This window comes from Streptomyces sp. NPDC058221, from assembly GCF_042882365.1.
In the GTDB taxonomy this organism is placed as follows: domain Bacteria; phylum Actinomycetota; class Actinomycetes; order Streptomycetales; family Streptomycetaceae; genus Streptomyces.
In genome coordinates, this window is sequence record NZ_JBHVWF010000087.1 from 1 (window position 1) to 24,337 (window position 24,337).

20 protein-coding genes are annotated in these 24,337 nt (G+C 70.4%); 4 read left to right on the forward strand and 16 right to left on the reverse strand.

Going from position 1 to position 24,337, the window contains the following annotated elements; all coding sequences use genetic code 11:
• Positions 1 to 179 precede the first annotated feature (179 nt).
• The 16 genes from ACFVW8_RS24950 to rsmH form a co-directional block, all read right to left on the reverse strand.
• Positions 180 to 1,334 (reverse strand): DivIVA domain-containing protein, encoded by a 1,155-nt coding sequence (locus tag ACFVW8_RS24950; RefSeq protein WP_389693600.1) that lies wholly within the window; start codon positions 1,332 to 1,334, stop codon positions 180 to 182.
• A 49-nt stretch (positions 1,335 to 1,383) separates the two neighbouring features.
• Complete coding sequence (locus tag ACFVW8_RS24955) at positions 1,384 to 1,668, reverse strand: YggT family protein (protein WP_363021382.1); 285 nt, start codon at positions 1,666 to 1,668, stop codon at positions 1,384 to 1,386.
• A gap of 71 nt (positions 1,669 to 1,739) precedes the next feature.
• Positions 1,740 to 2,351, reverse strand: a complete 612-nt coding sequence (locus ACFVW8_RS24960; RefSeq protein WP_389693602.1) for a cell division protein SepF — start codon at positions 2,349 to 2,351, stop codon at positions 1,740 to 1,742.
• Between the two features lie 125 nt (positions 2,352 to 2,476).
• Positions 2,477 to 3,196: a YggS family pyridoxal phosphate-dependent enzyme gene (locus ACFVW8_RS24965; RefSeq protein WP_389693604.1), complete on the reverse strand. Its 720-nt coding sequence runs from the start codon at positions 3,194 to 3,196 to the stop codon at positions 2,477 to 2,479.
• A gap of 6 nt (positions 3,197 to 3,202) precedes the next feature.
• Positions 3,203 to 3,961, reverse strand: a complete 759-nt coding sequence (gene pgeF, locus ACFVW8_RS24970; protein WP_389693606.1) for a peptidoglycan editing factor PgeF — start codon at positions 3,959 to 3,961, stop codon at positions 3,203 to 3,205.
• Entirely contained in the window at positions 3,958 to 5,172 is a 1,215-nt protein-coding gene (gene ftsZ, locus ACFVW8_RS24975) for a cell division protein FtsZ (RefSeq protein WP_389693608.1), read from the reverse strand. The genes pgeF and ftsZ overlap by 4 nt, the downstream gene beginning before the upstream one ends.
• Positions 5,173 to 5,448: 276 nt before the next feature.
• On the reverse strand, positions 5,449 to 6,243 hold the full coding sequence (locus tag ACFVW8_RS24980) for a cell division protein FtsQ/DivIB (RefSeq protein ID WP_389693610.1): 795 nt from the start codon (positions 6,241 to 6,243) through the stop codon (positions 5,449 to 5,451).
• Positions 6,244 to 6,293: 50 nt separating this feature from the next.
• Positions 6,294 to 7,388 (reverse strand): undecaprenyldiphospho-muramoylpentapeptide beta-N-acetylglucosaminyltransferase, encoded by a 1,095-nt coding sequence (gene murG, locus ACFVW8_RS24985; RefSeq protein WP_389693612.1) that lies wholly within the window; start codon positions 7,386 to 7,388, stop codon positions 6,294 to 6,296.
• Positions 7,389 to 7,394: 6 nt separating this feature from the next.
• Positions 7,395 to 8,840: a putative lipid II flippase FtsW gene (ftsW, locus tag ACFVW8_RS24990; protein ID WP_389693615.1), complete on the reverse strand. Its 1,446-nt coding sequence runs from the start codon at positions 8,838 to 8,840 to the stop codon at positions 7,395 to 7,397.
• 117 nt (positions 8,841 to 8,957) lie between these two features.
• The gene (gene murD, locus ACFVW8_RS24995; protein ID WP_389693617.1) at positions 8,958 to 10,391 is read right to left on the reverse strand and encodes a UDP-N-acetylmuramoyl-L-alanine--D-glutamate ligase; all 1,434 of its coding nucleotides are present in this window, start codon (positions 10,389 to 10,391) and stop codon (positions 8,958 to 8,960) included.
• Positions 10,373 to 11,443: a phospho-N-acetylmuramoyl-pentapeptide-transferase gene (mraY, locus tag ACFVW8_RS25000; protein WP_311306196.1), complete on the reverse strand. Its 1,071-nt coding sequence runs from the start codon at positions 11,441 to 11,443 to the stop codon at positions 10,373 to 10,375. Before mraY ends, murD begins: the two co-directional genes overlap by 19 nt.
• Positions 11,440 to 12,846: a UDP-N-acetylmuramoyl-tripeptide--D-alanyl-D-alanine ligase gene (gene murF, locus ACFVW8_RS25005; protein ID WP_389693620.1), complete on the reverse strand. Its 1,407-nt coding sequence runs from the start codon at positions 12,844 to 12,846 to the stop codon at positions 11,440 to 11,442. Before murF ends, mraY begins: the two co-directional genes overlap by 4 nt.
• Positions 12,847 to 12,850: 4 nt before the next feature.
• Positions 12,851 to 14,566, reverse strand: coding sequence for a UDP-N-acetylmuramoyl-L-alanyl-D-glutamate--2,6-diaminopimelate ligase (locus ACFVW8_RS25010; protein ID WP_389693622.1), 1,716 nt, complete (start codon positions 14,564 to 14,566; stop codon positions 12,851 to 12,853).
• 18 nt (positions 14,567 to 14,584) lie between these two features.
• Entirely contained in the window at positions 14,585 to 16,573 is a 1,989-nt protein-coding gene (locus ACFVW8_RS25015) for a peptidoglycan D,D-transpeptidase FtsI family protein (RefSeq protein WP_389693624.1), read from the reverse strand.
• Between the two features lie 4 nt (positions 16,574 to 16,577).
• A complete protein-coding gene (locus ACFVW8_RS25020) occupies positions 16,578 to 17,186 on the reverse strand; it encodes a septum formation initiator (RefSeq protein WP_389693626.1) in 609 nt (202 codons plus the stop codon).
• Positions 17,187 to 17,235: 49 nt separating this feature from the next.
• The gene (rsmH, locus tag ACFVW8_RS25025) at positions 17,236 to 18,201 is read right to left on the reverse strand and encodes a 16S rRNA (cytosine(1402)-N(4))-methyltransferase RsmH (RefSeq protein WP_389693628.1); all 966 of its coding nucleotides are present in this window, start codon (positions 18,199 to 18,201) and stop codon (positions 17,236 to 17,238) included.
• A 381-nt stretch (positions 18,202 to 18,582) separates the two neighbouring features.
• Between rsmH and ACFVW8_RS25030 the strand changes: the two genes are divergently transcribed.
• The 4 genes from ACFVW8_RS25030 to ACFVW8_RS25045 all read left to right on the forward strand — a co-directional run bounded on the left by ACFVW8_RS25030 (position 18,583) and on the right by ACFVW8_RS25045 (position 24,232).
• Entirely contained in the window at positions 18,583 to 19,146 is a 564-nt protein-coding gene (locus ACFVW8_RS25030; protein ID WP_389693630.1) for a beta-class carbonic anhydrase, read from the forward strand.
• Positions 19,147 to 19,390: 244 nt separating this feature from the next.
• Positions 19,391 to 20,440, forward strand: a complete 1,050-nt coding sequence (locus tag ACFVW8_RS25035; RefSeq protein WP_389693632.1) for an AAA family ATPase — start codon at positions 19,391 to 19,393, stop codon at positions 20,438 to 20,440.
• A complete protein-coding gene (locus ACFVW8_RS25040; RefSeq protein ID WP_389693634.1) occupies positions 20,440 to 21,813 on the forward strand; it encodes a DUF58 domain-containing protein in 1,374 nt (457 codons plus the stop codon). Before ACFVW8_RS25035 ends, ACFVW8_RS25040 begins: the two co-directional genes overlap by 1 nt.
• Positions 21,814 to 21,823: 10 nt before the next feature.
• Complete coding sequence (locus tag ACFVW8_RS25045) at positions 21,824 to 24,232, forward strand: transglutaminaseTgpA domain-containing protein (RefSeq protein WP_389693636.1); 2,409 nt, start codon at positions 21,824 to 21,826, stop codon at positions 24,230 to 24,232.
• Positions 24,233 to 24,337: the final 105 nt, after the last annotated feature.

The following is a 24,337-nucleotide window of genomic DNA, read 5'->3' on the forward strand; positions in this document are numbered from 1 at the left end:
TCCGGTGGTTGCCGACCAAAACCCCCCCCCACCTGGTTTTGTGGAGGGGGGGTCCGGGGGCGGAGCCCCCGCGGTGTGGGACGCGCCGCCGGGCACGGCAAAGGGCCGGGCCCCGGGGAAAACCCCGGGGCCCGGCCCTCAGCCTGCCGACGGCTACGCGCTCAGCGAGCGCGTCCCGCTCAGTTGTCGTCCTCGTCGATCAGGAACCCACGCATCGGCGAAGGCGCCTGCTGCATCGGCTGCGGCGCCTGCGGCCGCACCGGCGCCATCGGCTGAGTCATCGCCGGCGACATCTGCTGCTGGCCACCGTACGAGGGACCACCGCCCATGGACGGGTTGCCGCCCATCTGCTGGTTGCCGTGACCGCCGTGGTTGCCGCCCATGGTGTGACCCATGGCGCCCGCACCGGCCGGAGCCAGCGAGGGCGACGGCGGCAGCGAAGCGGTCGCCGGGGTCCGCGGCGGGGCGAGCGAGTCGTCCGCCTGGGTCTCCAGCTGACGGAGCTGGCTCTCCAGGTAGGACTTCAGACGGGTGCGGTACTCGCGCTCGAAGCCACGCAGGTCCTCGACCTTGCGCTCCAGCGTCGCGCGGGCCGACTCCAGCGAGCCCATCGCCACGCGGTGCTTCTCCTGCGCGTCCCGCTCCAGCGCGTCCGCCTTGGCACGTGCGTCGCGCTCCAGGCCCTCGGCGCGGCTGCGCGCCTCGCCGACGATCTTGTTGGCCTCGGAACGGGCCTCCGCGATCGCCTGGTCGGCGGTCTGCTGCGCCAGGGAGAGGACACGGGCGGCGCTGTCGCCGCCGGGGCCCTGCTGCTGCATCTGCGGCTGCTGCTGCTGCATCTGCTGCATCTGCTGCTGCTGGGGGTTGTGACCACCCATGGGGCCGCCCATCGGGCCACCCATGGGACCGCCCTGCTGCATCGGGCCGGGGCCGCCGGGGCCGTGCTGGCCCTGCGGACCGGGGCCGTGCGGACCCTGGGGCCCGTGGCCGCTGGGACCGGCCGGCAGCTGAGGAGCCCCACCGGGCAGCTGGGGCGGACCCATCTGCGGGGGCTGCTGCTGCTGGACCGGCGGACCAGATATGGCGGCGGGCACCGGTGCACCGGGCCGGTCCTGCGGCTCCGGCTTGCGCATACCTTGCTGCTGCTGGTTCTGCGCGGCGGCACGCGTGGCGGCGGCCAGCTTGGCGCGCAGGTCCTCGTTCTCACGGAGCAGCCGGGTCAGCTCCGATTCGACCTCGTCGAGGAAGGCATCAACCTCGTCCTCGTCATAGCCTTCTCGGAGGCGGACCGTCGTGAACTGCTTGTTCCGCACGTCCTCGGGGGTCAGCGGCATCTCTTCTTCACCTCTACGTAGTCGTCGGCAGTCGGCAAGACCGTATCGCTCACACCTTGATCACGACGCTGATCAGGATGGAAACGATGATCATCAGAACGAAGAAGGACAGGTCGAGTGCCACGCCCCCGAGACGCAGCGGCGGAATGAACCGCCGCAGGAGCTTGAGCGGTGGATCGGTGACCGTGTAAGTGGCCTCTAGTACGACCACCATCGGCTTGCCCGGCTGCCATGAACGTGCGAACTGGAAGACGTAGTCCATGACAAGCCGGAAGATCAGCACGATGAGGAAACACATCAACGCGATGTAGACAACACTTTGTGCGACGCCCATCCTCGCGCTTCCCTCTCCCCTGGCTCTCGTAGCTCCGGCCTCTCGGCCGGGTTGTTCCCGGTGTCGTGTTCTCAGCTCTGGTTGAAGAATCCGCCCTCTGCGATGCGGGCCTTGTCCTCCGCCGTGACATCGACGTTAGCAGGCGACAACAGGAACACCTTCTGCGTCACTCGTTCAATGCTGCCATGGAGACCGAAGACGAGTCCCGCGGCAAAGTCGACAAGTCGCTTCGCGTCCGTGTCGTCCATCTCCGTGAGATTCATGATCACCGGAGTGCCCTCACGGAAGTGTTCCCCGATGGTACGGGCCTCGTTGTAGGTCCTGGGGTGCAGCGTGGTGATGCGGTAGGGCTCCCGCTCGGACACAACCTTGGGCATGATCACCGGTGCGTTCTTCTCCAAGTTCGAGCGTTCAGGTGTGATGGATGCCACGGGGGCGATCCGGGCGGGTCGCTCTCGCTCCGCCGGGATCTGAACCGGCTCCCGCTGCGCCGGAGGTTGCACCACTCGTACCGGTTCGTCCCGCTCCCGCTCCACCTGATGCGCGGGCTGGTGCCGTCGGCGGTCCCGCTCCGGCTCCGGCTCGGGTTCGAATTCGTCGTCGGGGTCGAACCCCGGACCGTCGTACCCATCGTCCTCCACGAGGCCGAGGTAGACCGCCATCTTGCGCATCGCGCCGGCCATGCTCTGAGTCCTCCGCTCTGTGGTGGATCGGCATCTGTCACCAAGTGCCCGCGATCCACTGTGGCCTACCCGCCATGGGCGGTAATGACCATATTTTCTGCTGTGGTCCGACTTGCTTGGCGACGTTACCCGAGCCCGGGTCGGACTCCGAGTACCGCAGTACCGACGCGCACATGTGTCGCTCCGGCCGTAACCGCGTCCTCGAGGTCCGCACTCATCCCTGCAGAGACCATGTTCGCAGCCGGATGGTTCCCGCGCAGCCGGGATGAGATTTCCATCAGCCGGTCGAATGCCGCCCGTTGCCTTCCGGCGAACGGACCGGCGAGCGGTGCGACGGTCATCAGACCGTCCAGCCGCAGCCCTGGGCCGGATTCGACCGCCGCGGCCAACTCCTCGACCCCGTCCGGCGCGACACCGCCCCGCTCTCCCCGTTCACCGCTCTCCGCGTCGAGCGCGACCTGGATGAGACATCCGAGTTCACGCCCGTCGCGGCCGGCCGCCACCGAGAGTGCGGTGACCAGTTTGGCGCGGTCCACCGACTGCACGACATCGGCATAACTCACCACAGAACGAACCTTATTCGTCTGCAATTGACCGACAAAGTGCCATGTGAGCGAAAGATCCGCACATGCGGCAGCCTTGGGAGCCGCGTCCTGGTCACGATTCTCCGCAACATGACGCACGCCGAGTTCGTGCAGGATCCGCACATCGCTCGCCGGGTAGGTCTTGGTGACCACGATGAGGGTCACTTCCTCCCGCTTGCGGCCGGCGGCGGCGCAGGCGGAAGCAATACGTTCCTCCACCTGTGCCAGATTTGCGGCGAGTTGAGCCTTACGATCCGTCATGCCCTATCAGTCCAACCAGACATATCCGGCGAGCCGCCCTGTGGTGCGGTCGCGTCGGTACGAGAAATGGTCGCCCGATTCAAGGGTGCAGACGGGCGACATGTGCCGGTCGGTGACCCCGAGGGCATCGAGTTGGGCGTGGACTCCGGCGGTGACATCCACGGCCGGCGTCCCCCAGCTGGTCTCGGACCAGGAGGCCGGGACGCTCGCGGCGACCTCGTCGCGCATCTCGGCCGGGACCTCGTAGCACCGTCCGCAGACGGCCGGCCCGGTCCGGGCGATGATCCGCGAGGTGTCGGCGCCGAGCCGGACCATGGCCTCGACCGCGGCGGGCACGACTCCGGCGACCAGGCCGGGACGGCCCGCGTGTGCTGCCGCGGCGACTTCGGCGACCGGATCGGCGAGCAGTACGGGGGTGCAGTCCGCGGTGAGGACCGCGAGCGCGAGTCCGCGCCGCCCCGTCACCAGCGCGTCCACGGCGGGAATGTCCGGGGCGTCGCCCCAGGGGCCGTCGACCACGGCGACGTCCCGGCCGTGGACCTGGTTCATCCAGACGACCTGCGCCGGATCGAGCCCGCGGCCGCGGGCGGCGCGCTCGCGGTTGGCGAGAACGGCGGCGGGGTCGTCACCGACCGCGCCGCCGAGGTTGAGCTCCGCACACGGAGCGGCGCTCACCCCTCCCCACCTGTCGGTGAAGGAGAAGTGGGCGCCGCCCGCTGAAGGAACTGAATCGGTTGAGCTCACTGCGTGGTGCGGACCTATCACTTCAAGAAGTCCGGAACATCCAGCTCTTCGGCCTGGGAGTCCTGGTAGGGACGGGCCGGCGGGACGTGCGGCGGAGCGACCGGCGGAAGGTGGCTCTCATTGGCCACCGGCACCGGCTCGGCCTGGGCCGGGGTCTCCTCGCGCGGGGGCACCGAGCCCAGTCCGCTCGTCTGGCGCACGGGCTCGGCGGCCCGGGCCGGCGCAGCCGGCTCCTCGCGCTTGGCGGAGTTCGCACCCAGGACGTTCTCGCGACGGGCCGGCGGCTGTCCGCCGTCGAAGCCCGCGGCGATCACGGTGACCCGCACCTCGTCACCCAGCGCGTCGTCGATGACCGCACCGAAGATGATGTTCGCCTCGGGGTGCGCCGCCTCGCTCACCAGCTGGGCGGCCTCGTTGATCTCGAAGAGACCGAGGTCGCTGCCGCCGGAGATGGAGAGCAGGACACCGCGGGCGCCGTCGATGGACGCCTCCAGGAGGGGCGAGGAGATCGCCATCTCCGCAGCGGCCACCGCGCGGTCGTCGCCACGGGCCGAGCCGATGCCCATGAGCGCCGATCCGGCCTCGGACATGACCGACTTGACGTCGGCGAAGTCGAGGTTGATCAGACCCGGGGTGGTGATGAGGTCGGTGATGCCCTGGACACCCGAGAGCAGCACCTGGTCGGCCGACTTGAACGCGTCGAGCACGCTGACCTGGCGGTCCGAGATGGACAGCAGTCGGTCGTTGGGAATGACGATGAGGGTGTCGACCTCTTCGCGGAGTTCGGCGATGCCGTCCTCCGCCTGGTTTGCGCGACGCCTGCCCTCGAAAGTGAACGGGCGGGTGACCACGCCGATCGTCAGGGCGCCGAGCGAGCGCGCGATATTGGCGACGACGGGGGCGCCACCGGTGCCGGTGCCACCACCTTCGCCTGCGGTGACGAAGACCATGTCGGCCCCCTTGAGGACCTCCTCGATCTCTTCACGGTGGTCCTCTGCCGCCTTGCGACCGACGGCCGGGTTGGCCCCGGCGCCGAGGCCACGGGTGAGTTCACGGCCGACGTCGAGCTTGACGTCGGCGTCGCTCATCAACAGGGCTTGCGCATCAGTGTTGATCGCGATGAACTCGACGCCCTTGAGACCGACCTCGATCATTCGGTTGATGGCATTGACACCACCGCCGCCGACACCGATGACCTTGATGACTGCGAGGTAGTTCTGCGGTGCTGCCACGTCGAAGGCCTCTCGCCTCGAGTTACGTGTCGTCGCTTGGCGGTAGTCCCGCCGCGACGACGGATGCCGATTGGGACGGTCCGAACGCCGACCCAAACCCTAACGTTGAAGTTTAGGGTTACCAGTGTGTCTGCTTCATGGACTCTTCCGAACAGGACACTAAGTCGACAAGTGGCGCACGTTCAACGAACACGCCGAACCTCCCGTTTTTCTTTTCACCCTATGTGATCACCCGTAGCGCTGACCAACCAGGGTGCTGGCCAGGCCGAATGCGCGTCAACTACGCGACACCGCAGGAGCGGTGGGTGCACTCACGTCGAAGTGTCCCGCTTTGGGCGCGGCTTTCATGAGGGCGGTGAGGACTTTCGCCTTCACCGCACCTTCTTCACCACTCCCCCAGATCACCTCACGATCCCGGGTGAGTTCCAGCGAAACCGAATCGTACGAGGTGATCCGCACCGTCTCGGTGTCCCTGGCAACAGCATCCGGAAGATCGCCCGCGACGCGGACGGCTTCGCGCACCAGCCGGTCACTGCCGAAACGACGCAGACTCGCTGACTGATCAGCCGTCAATTCCAGCAGAGGTACATGTCCGGGCGCCTTGTCCACCGTGGCGAAGCGCACGCCTTTGGCATCCACTTCAATGAACTTTGCGCCCTTTTTCACCAAAAGGACCGGCTTCCGTTCGGTCACCTTAAGTCCGATGCCGTGCGGCCATGACCGTACGACATCCACCGAGTCGATACGAGGCAACTTCTGGCGCAACCGGCCGGCGATGGCGTCCGTGTCGACGGAAATCAGCGGAGCGCCCATCGGCACGGCCGCGGCCGCCTCCACCTCGGCCGGCGCCAGTACGTCGACACCGGTGATCCGGACCTTCTCGGTCCGGAGCCAGGACGAGCCGTAGAGCGCCCACACGACGCCGGAGCCGAGCACCAGCACGGCCGCGGCGATCACGATCAGCAGCCTGCGCCGGGACATCCGGCGCTTGCCGGTACCCGCGCGCGGCGGGCGGTCCGAGCTGTCCTCCTGCTGCCCTGCACCGCGCTGGGCGGTCGTCGGTCCGGCCACGCTCGCTCCTTATGCCGGGTCCGGGGGCGCCGCCCCCGGACCCGTCCGCCTCACGCGCCTCGGCGTGCGGCAATCGCCTCGTACACCATGCCGACCAGCAGGTCGTCGGCGTCCCGGCGGCCGAACTCGGCGGCCGCGCGAGACATTTCATACAGTCGGTGCGGATCCGACAGCACCGGAAGCACGTTGCCCTGGACCCACTCGGGACTGAGCGCCGCGTCGTCCACCAGCAGACCGCCGCCGGCGTTGATCACCGGCTGGGCGTTGAGCCGCTGTTCGCCGTTGCCGATCGGCAACGGGACGTAGGCGGCGGGGAGCCCGACGGCGGAGAGTTCGGCGACGGTCATCGCGCCCGCGCGGCAGAGCATCATGTCGGCCGCGGCGTACGCGAGATCCATCCGGTCCACGTACGGTACCGGGATATAGGGCGGCATCCCGGGCATGTTGTCCACGCGCGGCATTTCGTTCTTCGGGCCGACCACGTGAAGGATCTGGATACCGGAGCGCTGCAGCAGCGGAGCCACCCGCTGGACCACCTCGTTGAGATGGCGGGCGCCCTGCGAACCGCCGGAGACCAGCAGCGTCGGCAGGTTGGGGTCGAGGCCGAAGGCGGCACGCGCCTCGGGACGGACCCTGGCCCGGTCCAGGGTGGCGATGGTGCGGCGCAGCGGGATACCGATGTAGCGGGCCCCGCGGAGCTTGCTGTCGGGGGTGGAGACGGCGACCCCGTGCGCGTACCGCGAACCGATCTTGTTGGCCAGGCCCGGCCGGGCGTTGGCCTCGTGCACCACGATCGGCACCCCGGCGCGTTTGGCGGCCAGATAGCCGGGCAGCGCGACGTAACCGCCGAACCCGACCACACAGTCCGCCTTGGTGCGTTCCAGGATCTGCTCGGCGGCCTTGATGGTGCCGCGCAGCCTTCCCGGGACGGTGATGAGTTCGGGGGTGGGCTTGCGCGGCAGCGGTACGGCCGGGATCAGGGCGAGTTCGTACCCCCGCTCGGGTACGAGCCTTGTCTCGAGTCCGCGCTCTGTGCCGAGAGCGGTGATTCCCACGCTCGGGTCCTGCCTGCGCAGGGCGTCCGCGAGGGCAAGCGCGGGCTCGATGTGGCCGGCGGTCCCCCCACCGGCGAGTACGACATGCACCGAAATTCACCGCTCTCCGGACGGACGCTTCTTGATGCGCCGTCTCATCGTCTTCCATCTCACCCCGGGCCTCCGCATGGCCAGGGCCGCCTTCGCGGCGGGATCCTCCCGCGCGAACGCGATCAGCAGCCCGACAGCGAACATGGTCGGCAGCAGGGCCGACCCTCCGTAGGAGAACAACGGGAGCGGGACGCCGGCGATCGGAAGCAGACCGAGCACCGCACCGATGTTGATCACGGCCTGAGCCGTGATCCAGGTGGTCACACCTCCCGCGGCATACCTCACGAAGGGGTCCTCCGTGCGTCCGGCCACGCGGATACCCGCATAGCCTAGAGCCGCGAAGAGGGCGAGTACCGACAGCGTCCCCGCCAACCCCAGTTCCTCCCCGGTGATGGCGAAGATGAAGTCCGTGTGCGGCTCGGGGAGTTGACCCCATTTTTCCACACTTGCACCGAGCCCGGATCCGAACCAGCCGCCGGACGCCAGCGCGTAGATACCGTGTACGGCCTGCCAGCACGAGCCGCCGGGTCCGGGTTCGCTGGCGCCCATGCAGTCCAGCCTGGACATCCGGTTCGGACTGGTCTTGATCAGCAGGAAGCCGATCAGCCCGGCGGTGGCGAGCACTCCGGCGAACAGCCGGGTGGGAGCCCCTGCCAGCCAGAGCAGTCCGAACAGGATCGCCGTGAGAATGATCGCAGTGCCCATGTCACCGCCGAGCATGATCAGCCCGAGCAGCATGAAGGCGACCGGGACGAGCGGCACGAGCATGTGCTTCCACTGGTTCAGCAGCCGTTTGTCCTGTTTGCGGGCCAGCAGGTCGGCCCCCCACAGGACGAGGGCGAGCTTGCCGAACTCACTGGGCTGGAGCTGGAACGGACCGCCCAGGTAGAGCCAGTTGCGGTTGCCGTTGACCGACATCCCTATCCCCGGCACCTGGACCAGCACCATCAGGAAGACGGCGCCCATCAGCAGCGGGTAGGACAGGGCCCGGTGCAGTTTGACCGGCATCCGGGCGGCCATCGCCATCAGCCCGGCCCCGATGACGGCGGCCAGGAACTGCTTGCGGAAGAAGTAGGTGCCCGGCTTGTCGAGTTCCAGCGCCTTGATCATCGAGGCGGAGTAGACCATCACAAGACCGAGCACGGTGATGAGGAGCCCGGCACCCAGGATCAGGTAGTACGCAGTCAGTGGGCGGTCCCAGGCCCGGCGTGCCTGTTCGTAGAGCCGTCGCGCCCCGCCGCCGCGAGGGGTGCGGGGGCTGCGCGGGGTCCTGGAGCGGGCCGCCGGGGGCCGCTTGGAGCCCGCGGCCGAGCGGACGCGCAGGGCAGGCCCGGCCGGCAGGGGGCCGCCTCCCGCGGTCGCGAGAAGGGGTGGGCGGAGCGCCCGGCTGATCGCCGAGGTCGCCCGTGAGCGGTCCCTGCCAGGTGCGGCAGAGCTCTCTTCGGCCGGCATGGTCCCTGTCCCCTCCACTGCTCGTGCCCGGGGCCTCGGTGCCGGGGGCGCGGGGCCCTCGGCACGGCCGTACCCGCCCGGTTGCTCCGGGACGGTACGGCGTGGGGGCCGGGCCCGTCAGGCGCTCTCGGCGGCGAGTACGCGGACGGCGTCCGCGAAGGCCTCGCCCCGCTTGTTGTAATTGACGAACATGTCCATCGAGGCGCAGGCCGGGGCCATCAGTACGGTGTCTCCCGGCCGGGCGAGCCGTGCCGCCTCGCGGACCGCCTCGGACATCGCCCCAGTGTCGGTCCGGTCGAGGTCGACCACCGGGACCTCGGGCGCGTGTCGCGCGAGGGCTTCGCGGATCAGGGCCCGGTCGGCGCCCATCAGCACGACGCCCCGCAGGCGCTTGGCGCACCCGGTCACCAGCTCGTCGAAGGTGGCGCCCTTCGCCAGTCCGCCGGCGATCCAGACGATGGGGTCGTAGGACGCCAGCGAGGCCTCGGCGGCATGGGTGTTGGTGGCCTTGGAGTCGTCGATGTAGGCGACCTCAGCGACGTCCGCGACGTGCTCGATGCGGTGGGGGTCCGGGCGGAAGGCCCGCAGCCCGTCGCGCACGGCGGCGGGCTCCACACCGAAGGCGCGGGCCAGCGCGGCGGCCGCCAGCGCGTTGGCGATGTTGTGCGGGGCCGGCGGGTTCACGTCCGCGACCTCGGCGAGTTCCTGGGCCTGCTTCTGCCGGTTCGTCACGAAGGCGCGGTCGACGAGGATGCCGTCGACGATCCCGAGCTGGGAGGGCCCGGGGGTGCCGAGAGTGAAGCCGATCGCCCGGCAGCCCTCCTCGACGTCCGCCTCGCGCACCAGGTCCTCGGTGGCACCGTCCGCGACGTTGTAGACGCAGGCGACGGTGTTGCCCTCGTAGATCCGGCCCTTGTCGGCGACGTACGCCTCCATGGAGCCGTGCCAGTCGAGGTGGTCGGGGGCCAGGTTGAGTACGGCCGCGGAGTGGGCGCGCAGCGAGGGCGACCAGTGCAGCTGGTAGCTGGAGAGCTCGACGGCGAGTACGTCGTACTCCTGGTCGCCGAGGACCGCGTCCAGCAGCGAGACGCCGATGTTGCCGACGGCGGCGGTGCGCAGCCCGGCCGCCTCGAGGATCGAGGCGAGCATCCGTACGGTCGTGGTCTTGCCGTTGGTGCCGGTGACCGCGAGCCAGGGTGCGGCTCCCGGTTCGCGCAGCCGCCAGGCGAGCTCGACGTCGCCCCAGACCGGGACGCCCGCCTCGGCGGCCGCGGCGAACAGCGGCTTGTCGGGCTTCCAGCCGGGGGTGGTGACGATGAGCTCGGTGGACGCGGGCAGGGTGGCCCCGTCTCCGAGGCGCACGGCGATGCCCTGCGCCTCCAGCTCCGCGGCCTGGGTACGGGAGCGCGCGTCGTCGCCGTCGTTGACGACGGTGACGACGGCGCCGAGACCGTGCAGCACCCGGGCCGCCGGGATCCCGGAGACCCCGAGTCCGGCGACCGTGACGTGCTTGCCCTGCCAGTCCGCGTTGCTCACTTCTTGGCTGCCCATCCTGCGTAGAAGAGGCCGAGACCGACGATCACGCACATGCCCTGGATGATCCAGAAGCGGACCACGACAAGGACTTCGGACCACCCCTTGAGTTCGAAGTGGTGCTGGAGCGGCGCCATCCGGAACACCCGCTTGCCGGTCATCTTGAACGAGCCGACCTGGATGACGACGGACATCGTGATCATCACGAAGAGGCCGCCGAGGACCGCCATCAGGAACTCGGTGCGGGAGCAGATCGCCAGACCGGAGAGCGCGCCGCCGAGGGCGAGCGAACCGGTGTCACCCATGAAGATCTTGGCGGGCGAGGTGTTCCACCACAGGAAGCCGAAGCAGGAGCCCATCAGGGCGGAGGCCACGACCGCGAGGTCGAGTGGATCTCGCACTTCGAAACAGGCGCTCGGGTTGGTGAGGGTGGCCGCGTTGGCGCACGACTCCTGGAACTGCCAGAGCCCGATGAAGGTGTACGCGCCGAAGACCATCACCGACGCACCGGTGGCGAGGCCGTCCAGACCGTCCGTCAGGTTCACGCCGTTGGACATGGCGAGAATCATGAACAGCGCCCAGACGACGAACAGCACCGGCCCGATCGACCAGCCGAAGTCCTCGACGAACGAGAGCTTGGTGGAGGCGGGGGTGTTGCCGCGGGCGTCGGCGAACTGGAGCGAGAGCACCGCGAAGGCGATGCCGACGGTCAGCTGGCCGATCATCTTCGCCCTGGCGCGCAGGCCCAGCGAGCGCTGCTTGACGATCTTGATGTAGTCGTCGAGGAAGCCGACGAGCCCCATGCCGGCCATCAGGAAGAGGACCAGCACGCCGGAGAAGCGCATGTCCTCGCCGGTGATCAGCTTCGCGACGACGTACGCGATGATCGTCGCCAGGATGAAGGCGATGCCGCCCATCGTGGGCGTGCCCTTCTTCGATCCGTGGCTGCGCGGGCCGTCGTCCCGGATGAACTGCCCGTATCCCTTGCGGGCCAGCAGCTTGATCAGCAGCGGGGTACCGACCAGGGTCAGGAAGAGCCCGATGGCCCCCGCGAAGAGGATCTGCCTCATCGGCCGGCGACCTCGCCCTCGGTCGCGTTCTCCAGCAGTGCCGTAACGACCTGCTCCAGGCCGACCGACCGGGACGCCTTCACCAGCACGACGTCTCCCGGGCGCAGTTCACTGCGCAACAGGTCGACGGCAGCCTGTGCGTCGGACACATGCACCGACTCCTCACCCCACGAACCCTCGTTGTATGCGCCCAGTTGCAGCCAGGAGGCTTCTCTGCCCCCGACCGCGACGAGCTTGCTGACGTTGAGCCGGACGGCGAGCCGTCCGACCGCGTCGTGCTCGGTGAGCGAGGCGTCGCCGAGCTCGGCCATCTGGCCGAGCACCGCCCACGTACGACGCCCCTTCCCCATGGCGGCCAGCGCGCGCAGCGCGGCCTTCATGGATTCGGGGTTGGCGTTGTAGGCGTCATTGACGAACGTCACGCCGTCCGGACGCTCGGTGACCTCCATGCGCCAGCGGGAGAGGGTGCCCGCCTCGGAGAGCGCCACGGCGATCTCGTCTGCGGACAGGCCCAACTCATGGGCGACGGCGGCCGCGGCGAGCGCGTTCGACACGTGGTGCTCACCGTACAGGCGCATGGTCACATCGCTGCACCCGGTGGGTGTGTGAAGGCGGAACGCGGGGCGGCCGTCGTCGGTCAGCCGGACGTTCTCTCCCCGTACGTCCGCATCCGCGGCTTCGCCGAAGAGCAGCACCCGGGCCTTGGTGCGGGAGGTCATGGCACGGACGAGCGGGTCGTCGGCGTTGAGCACGGCGAGGCCGTCCTCGGGGAGGGACTCGACCATCTCGCCCTTGGCCTGGGCGATCTGCTCGCGACCGCCGAACTCGCCGATATGGGCGGTGCCGACGTTGAGGACGAGGCCGATCCGGGGCGGGACGAGGCCGGTGAGATAACAGATGTCGCCGATGTATCGGGCACCCATCTCCAGGACCAGGTGCTGGGTCTCCTCGGTGGCACGCAGAGCGGTCAGCGGCAGACCGATCTCGTTGTTGAGGTTGCCCGCCGGGTAGACGGTGGGGCCCTTGCGCTCGAGAAGCTGGGCGATCAGGTCCTTGGTGGAGGTCTTGCCGGCGGATCCGGTGAGGGCGACCACGGTGGTGCCCAGGCGCCCGACGACGGCGCGGGAGAGCGCGCCGAGCGCCGCCACCACGTCGTCCACCACGATCGCGGGAACGCCGACGGGACGGGCGGCCAGGACGACTGCCGCGCCCGCCTCGACGGCGCGCTGCGCGAAGTCGTGGCCGTCGACCCGTTCGCCGGTGAAGGCGACGAAGAGGCTGCCTTGCTTCACCTCCCGGGAGTCGATGACGACTGGCCCGCTGACGGTTACTGCCGGATCCGGTATGTCGTACGACTGCCCGCCGACGATTTCGGCGATCTCGGCGAGGGAAAGGGCGATCACTTGGTCATCCCTGACTGTTGTTCTCGTGGGTGGAGGCACGGCGGGTGGTGCTCTCGTGCCCCAGGGACCGCTCGATGGCCTCGCGCAGGACCACCCGGTCGTCGAAGGGGCGAACCACTCCGTGGATGTCCTGGCCCTGTTCGTGGCCCTTGCCTGCGACGATCACGGTGTCGCCGGGCTCGGCGCGGCCGACCGCGGCGGCGATGGCGGCGGCCCGGTCCGCCTCGACCAGGACGTCGCCGCGTTCGTGCACGGGCACTTCCGCGGCGCCCGCCAGCATGGCGGCGAGGATGCCCAGCGGGTCCTCGGAGCGGGGGTTGTCGGAGGTCAGCACGGCGGTGTCGGAGAGCCGGGCCGCCGCGGCGCCCATCGGGCCGCGCTTGGTGGTGTCACGGTCGCCGCCGCAGCCGAGGACGATGTGCACCTTGCCCTCGGTGACCTTCTGGAGGGAGCGGAGCACCGATTCGACGGCGTCGGTCTTGTGCGCGTAGTCGACGAGCGCCAGGTACGGCTGTCCGGCGTCGACCCGCTCCAGCCGGCCCGGCACCCCGGGCACCACGGCGATGCCGTCGGCCGCGGTCTGCGGGTCGATGCCCGCGACCGCGAGGGTGACGATCGCGGCCAGGGTGTTGGCGACGTTGAACGGGCCGGGCAGCGGGGCCTTGGCAGCGGCCCGTTCGTCCTTGGGGCCCACGACGGTGAAGGTGGACCCGAACTGGCCGACCTCGACGTCCTCGGCGCGCCAGTCGGCGTCCGGGTGCCCCTCGGCGGAGAAGGTGGTGACCGGCACGGACGCCTCGGTGATCAGCCTGCGCCCGTACTCGTCGTCGAAGTTGACGACGCCCTGCCTGCTGCGCTGCGGGGTGAAGAGCCGCGCCTTGGCCTGGAAGTAGTCCTCCATGCCGGAGTGGAACTCCATGTGCTCCGGGCTGAGGTTGTTGAACACGGCGACGTCGAAGGTGCAGCCGTCCACCCGGCCGAGCACCAGGGCGTGGCTGGAGACCTCCATGGTCACCGCGTCCACGCCGCGTTCGCGCATGACGGCGAACAGGGCCTGCAGATCGGTGGCCTCGGGGGTGGTCCGCTCGGACTTGATGCGCTCGTCGCCGATCCGCATCTCCACGGTGCCGATCAGACCGGTGCTGCGTCCGGCGCCGCGGAAGCCGCCCTCGATGAGGTAGGCGGTGGTGGTCTTGCCGGAGGTTCCGGTGATGCCGATCTGCAGCAGATCGGCGCCGGGGTGACCGTAGATCTCGGTGGCGAGTTCGCCCATCCGGCCGCGCGGGTCGTCGGTGACCAGCACCGGGAGCCCGGTGCCGGCCGCGCGTTCGGCGCCGGCCGGGTCGGTGAGGATGGCGGCCGCGCCGAGGCCGGCCGCCTGGTCGGTGAAGTCGGCGCCGTGCAGGCGGGCACCCGGCAGGGCCGCGTACACGTCGCCCGGGCGTACGGCGCGGGAGTCGTGGGTGATGCCGGTGACTTCTCCGGTGCCCGGGGGTTCGACTCCCAGCCGGGCTGCCAGCTCACCGATGGAGGTCGGCCGCAGCCGATCCGGGCGGGGCGCTCCCGGGTAGATCACAGGGGCGTCCTTCTGGGTGGTTCGGGATTCAGCGTGGGGCACGGCGGTGAGCGTACCGGGAGCACCCGGCCTCTCGCGAAGCGAGGGGCCGGGGTCGCGGTGGTTCCCGTTCCGGTTCCCGGGATCAGGGGTGATGGATGTCACTGGAGGGTCTCCCCGAGTTCACTCGCCGGGTTTGAAGGACACCGGCAGCCTGGCCGGCTCGCTGCCGGACGGTGGGGTCTGCAGCGTCTTCAGCGCGAATTCCATGACCTTCTTGTAGATCGGGCCGCAGATCTGGCCGCCGAAATAGCTGCCCTTCGTCGGGTTCTGGATCGCGCAGTAGACAGTGATCTGGGGGTCGTCGGCGGGGGCGAAACCGGCGAAGGAGGCGGTGTAGCCGTGGTAGCCGCCGCGTACCGGATCGACCCGGTTGGCCGTACCGGTCTTGCCCGCGACCCGGTAGCCGGGGATCTTGGCCTGTGTCCCGGTGCCCTCCTCGTCACCGACCACCGACTCCAGCATGCTCGCGAGTGTCTTGGCGGTCTTCTCGCTGACCACCCGGGACTGCTCGGGAGCCTTCGCGGCGGTGAAGCGGCCGTCCGCGCCCTTGGTGCCGCGCACGAGGCTCGGTTCGATCCGGACCCCGCCGTTGGCGATCGTGGAGTAGATCGAGGCGGCCTGCATGGCGTTGAGCGAGAGCCCCTGGCCGAACGGGATCGTGTACTGCTGCGAGGTCGACCAGTCCTGCGGCTTGGCGAGGATGCCGGGGGTCTCGCCCGGATAGCCGAGACCGGTCGGTGAGCCGATGCCGAATTTACGCAGGTAGGAGTAGAGCGTCTTGTTGGCCTGGGCCTGGGTCTTGCCGAGCTGTCCTGCGGCCATGATGGTGCCGATGTTGCTGGACTTGGCGAGTACGCCATTGAGCGTCAGGGACCAGGTGGGGTGGTCGATGTCGTCCTTGAAGCTCCGGTCGCCGCGGTGCAGCCGGTTGGGCACGGTGACATGGGTGCCGGGGGTGGCGGCCCCTTCCTCCAGCACTGCGGCCATGGACATCACCTTGCTGGTGGAACCGGGCTCGTACACGTCCTGGAGGGCCGCGTTGCCCAGCGACGCCGCATCGGCCTGCGAGAGGTCGTTGGGGTCAAAGCCCGGGGCGTTGGCCATGCCGAGCACCTCGCCGGTCCGGGTGTTCTGCACGACCACGTAGCCGCGGTCCGCCTTCGACTTCTTCACCTGCTCGGCGATGGCCTTCTGGGCCGCCCACTGGATGTCGCGGTCGATGGTCAGCTCGATGTCGGAGCCCGCGACGGCCGGGACCTCCTTGGTGCCCGCCGTGGGCACCCTGCGGCCGCCGGACTGGGCGTACTTGATCGTGCCGTCCTCGCCCGCGAGCTCCTTGTCCAGCTGCGATTCGAGGCCGCCCGCGCCCTTGCCCTCCGCGTTGACGTAACCCAGTATCCCGGCGGCGAGCCCACCGTTGGGATAGACCCGCTTGGTGGTCGCCTCCTGGAAGACACCGGCCAGCACATTGGCCCCGGGGCCGCCGGCCGCCTTGTCCTTGGCGGCCTTCTCGGCGAAGACCGCCTTGAGGTCCTTGATCTGCTTCCAGACCTGCGGGGTCTGCCGGCGGGCCAGCACCGTGTACCGGCTCTTGGGCTTCGCCAGCTTCTTGGTCAGTTCGGCGGCGTCGGCGCCGAGGATCGGCGCGAGCAGGGCGGCCGCCTGCTGGGGGGCGTCCGGGGCCTTGCTGTCGGCCGGGGTGAACATCTTGGGGTCGGCGGTGATGTCGTACGCGTCGACGCTGGTGGCCAGCGCGATGCCGCCGCGGTCGGTGATCTCGCCGCGCTCGGCGGCGACCGTGTAGCTGAGGTAGCGGTTCTTGTCCGCCTTGGCGGCGTAGGCGTTGGCGTCGACGGCCTGGACCTGCAGGAGCCGGACGACGAACGCGATCATGACGAGCGTCAGGGCGAGGCTGACCAGCCGCAGCCGCGGTCGCGGACTGCCGAGCCGCAGTGGACGGCCGGAGCGGCCTCGCGGGGCCCGCCCGCGCGGAGCGGCCGACGAGGGACGCCGCCTGGCGTCGGGGCGGGGGCGGCCGGAGCGGGGCGCCGCGTTACGGGGGCGCGCCGGGCCGGGGACCCGGCGGCGCGGTGGTTCCTGGGAAGGCACTGCGTCACCTGCCGGGGCTCGTGGAGGGCTGGTCTGCCGGGGTACGACGGGCGGCCGGGCCGCTCGGCCCGGATGCGGATGTGCTCGGCTTCGCCGCGGATGTGCTCGGCTTGGCAGCGGCGTTGCCTGCCGCGCTGCCCGAGGGCGTCGGGCCGGGCGGACCGGAGGTCGACGCCGCCGGGCTCGCGGGGAGCTGCGGCGACGGGAGGGTCGTCGGCTTCGGCGGCGCGGCGGGGGTCGGCGCGGCCGCGGCCTGGGAGGGCACGCCCCGGACCGTGCCGTCGGGGCCGAGGAAGACGGGGCTGCCGCCGGGGACCATGCCCAGCTCCCGGGCACGCCGGGCCAGGGCGTCGGGTTCGGCGGAGCTGTCGACGTCGCGCTGGAGTGCCTGCTGCTCGTCGGTGAGGTCGGTGGTCCGCTTCTTCAGCTCGCTCAGCCGGAACGATCCTTCGTTGAGCGCGGAGTTCAGCAGGAGCAGGGTGATCAGACCGCCCCCCAGCAGCAGGACGACCAGCAGGACGAAGGGGGCTCGGGCGGCGTTGCTCGGCCCGGCCGGCATCAGCCGGGTGAGCCGTGCGGCACGCCCTTTCAACTGCCCGGCCGGTTTGCTCACCGCTGCGCCCCGTCCCTCGCCGCTGTGCGGGCGGCCGGGCTCAGGGAGCTCATCGCTCCTCCGCACGGATCCGCTGGGCCCCGCGCAGCCGGGCCGGGGCGGCTCGCCGGTTCTCGGCGACCTCCTCCTCGGTGGGCAGCTCGGCGCCCCGGGTGAGCAGTTTCAGCCGGGGCTGGTAGCGCTCGGGGACGACCGGCAGTCCGGCCGGAGCGGTGTTGGCGGCGCCGGCCGCGAACACCTGCTTCACCAGCCGGTCCTCCAGCGAGTGGTAGGAGAGTACGGCGATGCGCCCGCCGACATCGAGGCTCTGTACGGCGGCCGGGATCGCCCGTTCCAGCACGGTCAGCTCACCGTTGACCTCGATACGCAGCGCCTGGAAGGTGCGCTTGGCGGGATTGCCGCCGGTGCGCTTGGCGGCCTGCGGCAGCGAGTCACGGATCAGCTCGACGAGTCTGGCGCTGTTACTGAAGGGTTCCTTCTCGCGCTCGCGGACCACGGCGGAGACGATCCGCTTGGCCTGCTTCTCCTCGCCGTACGCCCGCAGGATCCGGACCAGCTCGCCCGGCGGATAGGTGTTGAGCACCTCGGCCGCACCCATGCCGGTCGTCTGGTCCATGCGCATGTCGAGCGGGGCGTCCTGGGCGTACGCGAACCCGCGGTCGGCCTCGTCCAGCTGCATGGAGGAGACACCGAGGTCGAACAGGATGCCCTGAACCTTGGGGACACCGAGCCGGTCGAGCACCTCGGGCAGTTCGTCGTACACGGCGTGCACCAGGGTGGCGCGGTCGCTGTAGGGGGCGAGCCGCTCACCCGAGAGGCGCAGTGCCTCCTTGTCCCGGTCCAGTGCGATCAGCCGGGCGGTGGGGAAGGCGGAGAGCAGCGCCTCGCTGTGTCCGCCGAGGCCCAGCGTGCAGTCGACGACCACGGGCGGCTGCGGGCCCGGTGTCTCGAGAGCCGGGGCCAACAGGTCCAGGCACCGCTGGAGCATCACCGGGACGTGTCGGGTCTGGCTCATGCGCCCTCTCAGGCTCGGGTCCCGGGTGGCTGCACGTACGGCCTGGTCCCCGCCCGCTCGCGAAGGGGAGGTCCGCCGGCGCCGGGGAAGGGGCGTCAGCCGACCGGCGAGCGGGAGAGGGCCGGGCCGTACGTACGCCGCGCACACGGGGAAACTTCGGAATGTGCAGGGTGTCGGTAACTTCCCGTCACTTTAGTCCACCCTGCCATTCGATCGATTCCCGATCAATCAACCCGACAGCGCGTCGGCCCCTCCCTTTTGTTCACCCGGTCGGGTGACCGAGTGTGAGACTTGTGGGTTACCTCACAACAAAGGCTGTTGACGTTCTTTGTCCGCTTCCACGCCACGCCGGAGCAGCCGACGAGCGCTAACGTCTTGTCCATGTCGACTTCCGCGCACTCCTCTGCCGAGCCTTCCGCCCCTGTCGCCGTCCAGGCCCGCACCGGCGGCACGGTGACCGACCGTCTCGTCGAGGCGAACGGCCACTACGCGTCCGAGTTCGCCGATCCCGGCATGGACGCGAAGCCGGTGCTGCGTGTCGCCGTGGTCGCCTGCATGGACGCCAGGCTCGACCTGCACAAGGCGCTCGGCCTGTCGCTCGGCGACTGCCACACCATCCGCAACGCGGGCGGCGTGGTCACCGACGACGTGATCCGCTCGCTGACCATCAGCCAGCGGGCCCTCGGCACCCGCAGCGTGATACTGATCCACCACACGAACTGCGGCATGGAGTCGATCACCGAGGAGTTCCGGCAGGAGCTCGAGGGCGAGGTCGGACAGCGTCCCGTCTGGGCCGTGGAGGCCTACACCGACGCGGACCAGGATGTGCGTCAGTCGATGCAGCGGGTGCGCACGTCGCCCTTCCTGCTGCACAACGATGACGTGCGCGGCTTTGTCTTCGATGTGACCACCGGCCTGCTGCGCGAGATCCTTCCGGTTTCCTGACCTCCGAAAAGACCCCTTCGAGCATCAAAAAATCACCCCAAACCGACATATCGGCCGTAGTTATCCACAGGCGAGTGACACGAAGCGGTAACGGCAACAAGAATGCGGGGGTGACACCCCGTCGGACGTCGTCCGGCCGAGGTGTCCGTATTTCGGGGTGGGCCGGGCCGCACATGGGCACCGGCCCGTGACTGGGGAATCCCGTGCTCCTTCGTGAGCGTGGGGCAGGGCCGAGGAGGGCCGGGTGACGACCTATGACGATCGAGCGAGCCTCACAGATCTGACCACGACAGCGGAGCGGGTGCGCAGGTCGGTGGAGAACGTGATCGAGGGCAAGCCTGAGGTCGTACGGCTTTCGCTGACCGTGCTTCTCGCGGAGGGCCATCTGCTGATCGAGGATGTCCCCGGCGTGGGCAAGACCATGCTGGCCAAGGCGCTGGCACGGTCCATCGACTGTTCGGTGCGGCGCATCCAGTTCACACCGGACCTGCTGCCGTCGGACATCACCGGGGTGTCGATCTTCGACCAGCAGCGCCGCGAGTTCGAGTTCAAACCGGGCGCGATCTTCGCCCAGATCGTGATCGGCGACGAGATCAACCGCGCCTCGCCCAAGACCCAGTCGGCGCTGCTGGAGTCGATGGAGGAGCGCCAGGTCACGATCGACGGGCACAGCTACGAGCTGCCCGACCCCTTCATGGTCGTGGCCACCCAGAACCCGGTGGAGATGGAGGGCACGTACCCGCTGCCCGAGGCCCAGCGCGACCGGTTCATGGCCAGGGTGTCGATCGGCTACCCCAGCCCGGAGGCCGAGCTGCAGATGCTCGACGTGCACGGCGGTGTCTCCCCGCTGGACGACCTGCAGCCGGTGGCACACGCGCACGACATCGTGAAGCTGATCGAAGCGGTGCGGACGGTCCATGTCGCCGACGCCGTCCGGCGGTACGCGGTGCAGCTCGTCGGCGCCACCCGCAGCCATCCCGATCTCAGGCTCGGCGCCTCACCGCGTGCCACTTTGCACCTGCTGCGCGCGGCGAAGGCCTCCGCGGCCCTGAGCAGCCGGGACTACTGCCTGCCCGACGACGTACAGGCGCTGGCGGTCGCGGTGCTCGCACACCGGCTGCTGCCGACCGCGCAGGCCCAGCTGAACCGCCGTACCGCCGAGCAGGTCGTGCTGGAGATCCTTCAGCAGACACCGGTGCCGACGGCTGCGGGCGGCGCGTCCGTGCCGGTGCCGCAGCATCAGCCGGGCGCCGCGTACGGCAGCCGGCAGCAGCCCGGCGTACGGCGGCCCTGATGTCCGCCGGGGGGCCGACCGCGATGGACGACAGCGACGACACGGGCGGTCTCAGGGCCGCTCTGAGCGGGCTGACCACACGCGGACGGTCCTTCCTCGCGGCCGGAATCGCCGCCGCGGTCTGCGCGTATGTGCTGGGCCAGGGGGATCTGCTGCGCGTCGGGCTGCTGCTCGCCGTGCTGCCGCTGGTCTGTGTGACGGTGCTCTACCGGACCCGCTACCGGGTCGCGGGCACCCGGCGGCTCTCGCCGTCCCGGGTGCCCGCGGGCACCGAGGCCCGGGTCCATCTGCGGATGGAGAACGTCTCTCGGCTGCCCACCGGCCTGCTGATGCTCCAGGACCGGGTGCCGTACGTGCTCGGGCCACGCCCCCGCTTCGTGCTGGACCGGGTGGAGGCGGGCGGCCGGCGCGAGGTGTCCTACCGGGTGCGGTCCGATCTTCGGGGGCGCTATCCGCTCGGCCCGCTGCAGCTGCGGCTGAGCGATCCGTTCGGGATGTGCGAGCTGACCCGTTCGTTCAGCGCGTACGACACCCTGGTCGTCGTCCCGCGGACCGAGCCGCTGCCGCCGGTGCGGCTGGCGGGCGAGGCCTCCGGGTACGGCGAGGGGCGGCAGCGGTCGCTGGCGCTGGCCGGCGAGGACGACGTGATCCCGCGCGGCTACCGGCACGGCGACGATCTGCGCCGCGTCCACTGGCGCTCCACCGCGCGCTACGGAGAGCTGATGGTGCGCCGCGAGGAGCAGCCGCAGCGGGCCAGGTGCACGGTGCTGCTGGACACCCGCCGGATCGCGTACCAGGGGACGGGGCCCGACTCGGCGTTCGAGTGGGCCGTTTCGGGGGCCGCCTCCGCGCTGGTGCACATGCTGGAACGGGGCTTCGCGGTCCGGCTGCTGACGGACGAGGGCAGCCCGCTGCCGGGCGAGGGCGCGGGCGGCTTCGCCGGCTCCGGCCAGGACTCGGTGGACGCGGCCGGACTGATGATGGACACCCTCGCCGTCGTCGACCACTCCGACGGGGGCGGTCTCTCCCGTGCGTACGACGTGCTGCGCGGCGGCAACGAGGGGCTGCTGATCGCCTTCATCGGCGATCTGGACGAGGAACAGGCGGCGGTGGCGGCCCGGATGCGGCAGCGCAGCGGGGGCGCCGTCGCGTTCGTGCTGGACAGCACCGCCTGGGTGCACGGTGATTCGCCCGCCGGCGAGGCGGCGTCCGAGCAGCGGCTGCGGCTGCTGCGCGAGTCGGGCTGGACGGTGGTTCCGGTGCTGCCGGGGACGGATCTCGCGCAGCTGTGGCAGCAGGCGAGCCGGCTTGCCTCGCTGACGCAGCCGACGGGCGCGGGCGGTACGACGGGGTTCTCGGGTGGTTGGTCATGAGGGGGCGGTCATGAGCGGTCGTGGGCGGCTGGCGCTGTGCGCCTTTGCGGCGACGCTGATGGCGGCGTGTTCGATGCTGCCGCTGGTCGACCCGGTCAGCTGGATGCTGCAGGCCGCGTTCCTGCTGGCCATCCAGTACGGCGTGGGCATGCTCTGCCGCCGGGTGCCGCTGCCGCGGATGCTGACCGTGGCCGTGCAGGTGGTGGTCATGCTGGTGCTGCTGACCGTGGCGTTCGCGCGGGAGCAGGCGCTGGCGGGCTTCCTGCCCGGACCGCAGTCCGTGCAACAGCTCGCCGATCTGCTGACGGCGGGCGGCGACGACGTCGGCCGGTACGCGATTCCGGCGCCGGCCTCGGAAGGCATCCGGCTGATGCTGGTGGGCGGTGTGCTGCTGGTCGGGCTGGCGGTGGATGTGCTGGCGGTGACGTTCCGCAGTGCGGCGCCGGCCGGACTGCCCCTGCTGGCTCTGTACTCCGTCGCGGCAGGGCTGTCGGACGGCGGCGCGGACTGGCTGTGGTTCGTCCTCGCCGGCTGCGGCTATCTGCTTCTGCTGCTGGCCGAAGGACGGGACCGGCTCTCCCAGTGGGGCCGGGTCTTCGCCGGCGCGGCCCGGTCGTCCAGGGGCGGCCCGGGCGGTGGCGACCTCTCGGGCGGCGGGGCGCTCGCCCCGGTGCGTACGGGACGCCGCATCGGCGCGCTGGCCCTGGGCGTCGCGCTGGTCGTACCGGCGGCGCTGCCCGCTCTCGACGGCGGCCTGCTGGCCGGACCGGGGAGCGGCAACGGCAAGGGGGGCGGTGGCGGCACCATCTCCGCGGTGAACCCGCTGGTCTCGCTGCAGAACAATCTGAACCAGCCGGAGAACCGGCAGGTGATGTCGTACCGCACCAACTCGAACAGCCCGCAGGACTTCTATCTGCGGATCCTGGCGCTGGACCAGTTCAACGGAAACGAGTGGCGGGCGTCGACCCGCCACCTGAAGGACGTGCCGAAGCGGCTCCCGAGCCCGGAGGGCCTGGCCCCGGACGTCGCCGTCACGGAGATCAACTCGAACATCTCCGCGTCCGCTTCGTACCGGCAGACCTATCTGCCGCTTCCCTATCCGGCGACGGAGGTCAGAGTCGGCGGCCACTGGCGGTACGAGCCCCAGGGCCGCACCCTCGTCGGTGACGACGGGGAGACGACCCGCGGTGCGCAGTACCAGGTCTCCAGCCTGGTCGTGCAGCCGACATCGGGCCAGCTCGCCGACGCGGGCCCGGTCCCGCCCGCCATCCAGCGCGAGTACACCCAGGTGCCCGACTCGCTGCCGAAGGTGGTCAAGGAGACGGCCGACGAGGTCACGAGGGGCGCGGACAACGCCTACGAGCAGGCGGTGAAGCTTCAGGACTACTTCGCCTCGGAGGGCGGCTTCACCTATGACACCTCGGTGAACTCCGGCACCGGCAGTGCGGCGATCGGCCGCTTCCTCAAGGACAAGCAGGGCTTCTGCGTCCACTTCTCCTTCACCATGGCCGCGATGGCCCGGACGCTCGGGATTCCGGCCCGGGTCGCCGTGGGATTCACGCCCGGAACCGCTCAGGCGGACGGTTCGATGTCGGTCGGTCTGCGCGATGCGCACGCCTGGCCCGAGCTGTATTTCGAGGGCGTCGGCTGGACCCGCTTCGAGCCGACGCCGACGCGTGGCTCGGCGCCCTCGTACACCGTGCCGGACACCCCTTCCGGCGACACGGCCGACCCGGCCCGCCCGGAGGCCAGCGCCTCGGCCGCGACACCGGTCGCACCCTCCGCCTCGGAAAGCTGCCCGCCGCAGATGCGCAAGCAGGGCGAGTGCGGCAGCACGGTGGCTCCGGGAGCCGTGGGACCGACGGACTCGGGAAGGCCGACGGGCAGGTTGGCCGGTGTGGCCCTGCTGGTCGTGCTCGTCCTGCTGCTGCCCTCGCTGCCCATGTTCTGGCGCATCCGGGCCCGTGCCCGGAGGCTGGGCTTCTCGGCCGGCCGTACGCCGGGCGACGCCACCACGAAGACGCTGGCGGCGTGGCGGGAGATCACCGACACGGGCTGGGACCACGGCATCGCCCCGGACGAATCCCTGACCCCGCGCAAGGCCGCGGCCCGGGTGGTGCGGCTGGGACAGCTCGACACCGACGGCGCCGCGGCGGTGCACCGGGTCGCGGGCGCGGTGGAGCAGGTGCTCTACGCGCCGGAGCCGCAGCCGGCGGCGGGGCTCTCGCAGGACGTCCGCACGGCACGGGCCGCGCTCCGGGCCTCGGCCGGCCGGTTCACCCGGCTCCGCGCGGTCGTGGCACCGCGATCGGCCGTACGGGTGGTGTGGGCGGTCTCGGAACGCCGGTCGGCCCTGGCCGCCCGGTGGACGATGCCGCAGCGCCCCACCTGGCTGCGCCTCCCGTCCCGCCAGAACTGACCCTGAGCCCTGGGGGGATTCCGGGCGGACCGGGAATTCCCCCAGGGCTCTCTCCAGCCCACCCGGGGCGCTTCCCTGCCCACTCGGGCGCTTTCCCGGCCCACC

Bases quoted from the DNA above. Each gene is read 5' to 3' on its own strand.
- ACFVW8_RS24955 (WP_363021382.1), bottom strand. From the start codon at position 1,668: ATGGGCGTCGCACAAAGTGTTGTCTACATCGCGTTGATGTGTTTCCTC.
- ACFVW8_RS24965 (WP_389693604.1), bottom strand. From the start codon at position 3,196: ATGACGGATCGTAAGGCTCAACTCGCCGCAAATCTGGCACAGGTGGAG.
- ACFVW8_RS24950 (WP_389693600.1), bottom strand. From the start codon at position 1,334: ATGCCGCTGACCCCCGAGGACGTGCGGAACAAGCAGTTCACGACGGTC.
- ACFVW8_RS25045 (WP_389693636.1), top strand. From the start codon at position 21,824: ATGAGCGGTCGTGGGCGGCTGGCGCTGTGCGCCTTTGCGGCGACGCTG.
- ACFVW8_RS25040 (WP_389693634.1), top strand. From the start codon at position 20,440: ATGTCCGCCGGGGGGCCGACCGCGATGGACGACAGCGACGACACGGGC.
- ACFVW8_RS25030 (WP_389693630.1), top strand. From the start codon at position 18,583: ATGTCGACTTCCGCGCACTCCTCTGCCGAGCCTTCCGCCCCTGTCGCC.
- mraY (WP_311306196.1), bottom strand. From the start codon at position 11,443: ATGAGGCAGATCCTCTTCGCGGGGGCCATCGGGCTCTTCCTGACCCTG.
- rsmH (WP_389693628.1), bottom strand. From the start codon at position 18,201: ATGAGCCAGACCCGACACGTCCCGGTGATGCTCCAGCGGTGCCTGGAC.
- ACFVW8_RS24960 (WP_389693602.1), bottom strand. From the start codon at position 2,351: ATGGCCGGCGCGATGCGCAAGATGGCGGTCTACCTCGGCCTCGTGGAG.
- murD (WP_389693617.1), bottom strand. From the start codon at position 10,391: ATGGGCAGCCAAGAAGTGAGCAACGCGGACTGGCAGGGCAAGCACGTC.
- ftsW (WP_389693615.1), bottom strand. From the start codon at position 8,840: ATGCCGGCCGAAGAGAGCTCTGCCGCACCTGGCAGGGACCGCTCACGG.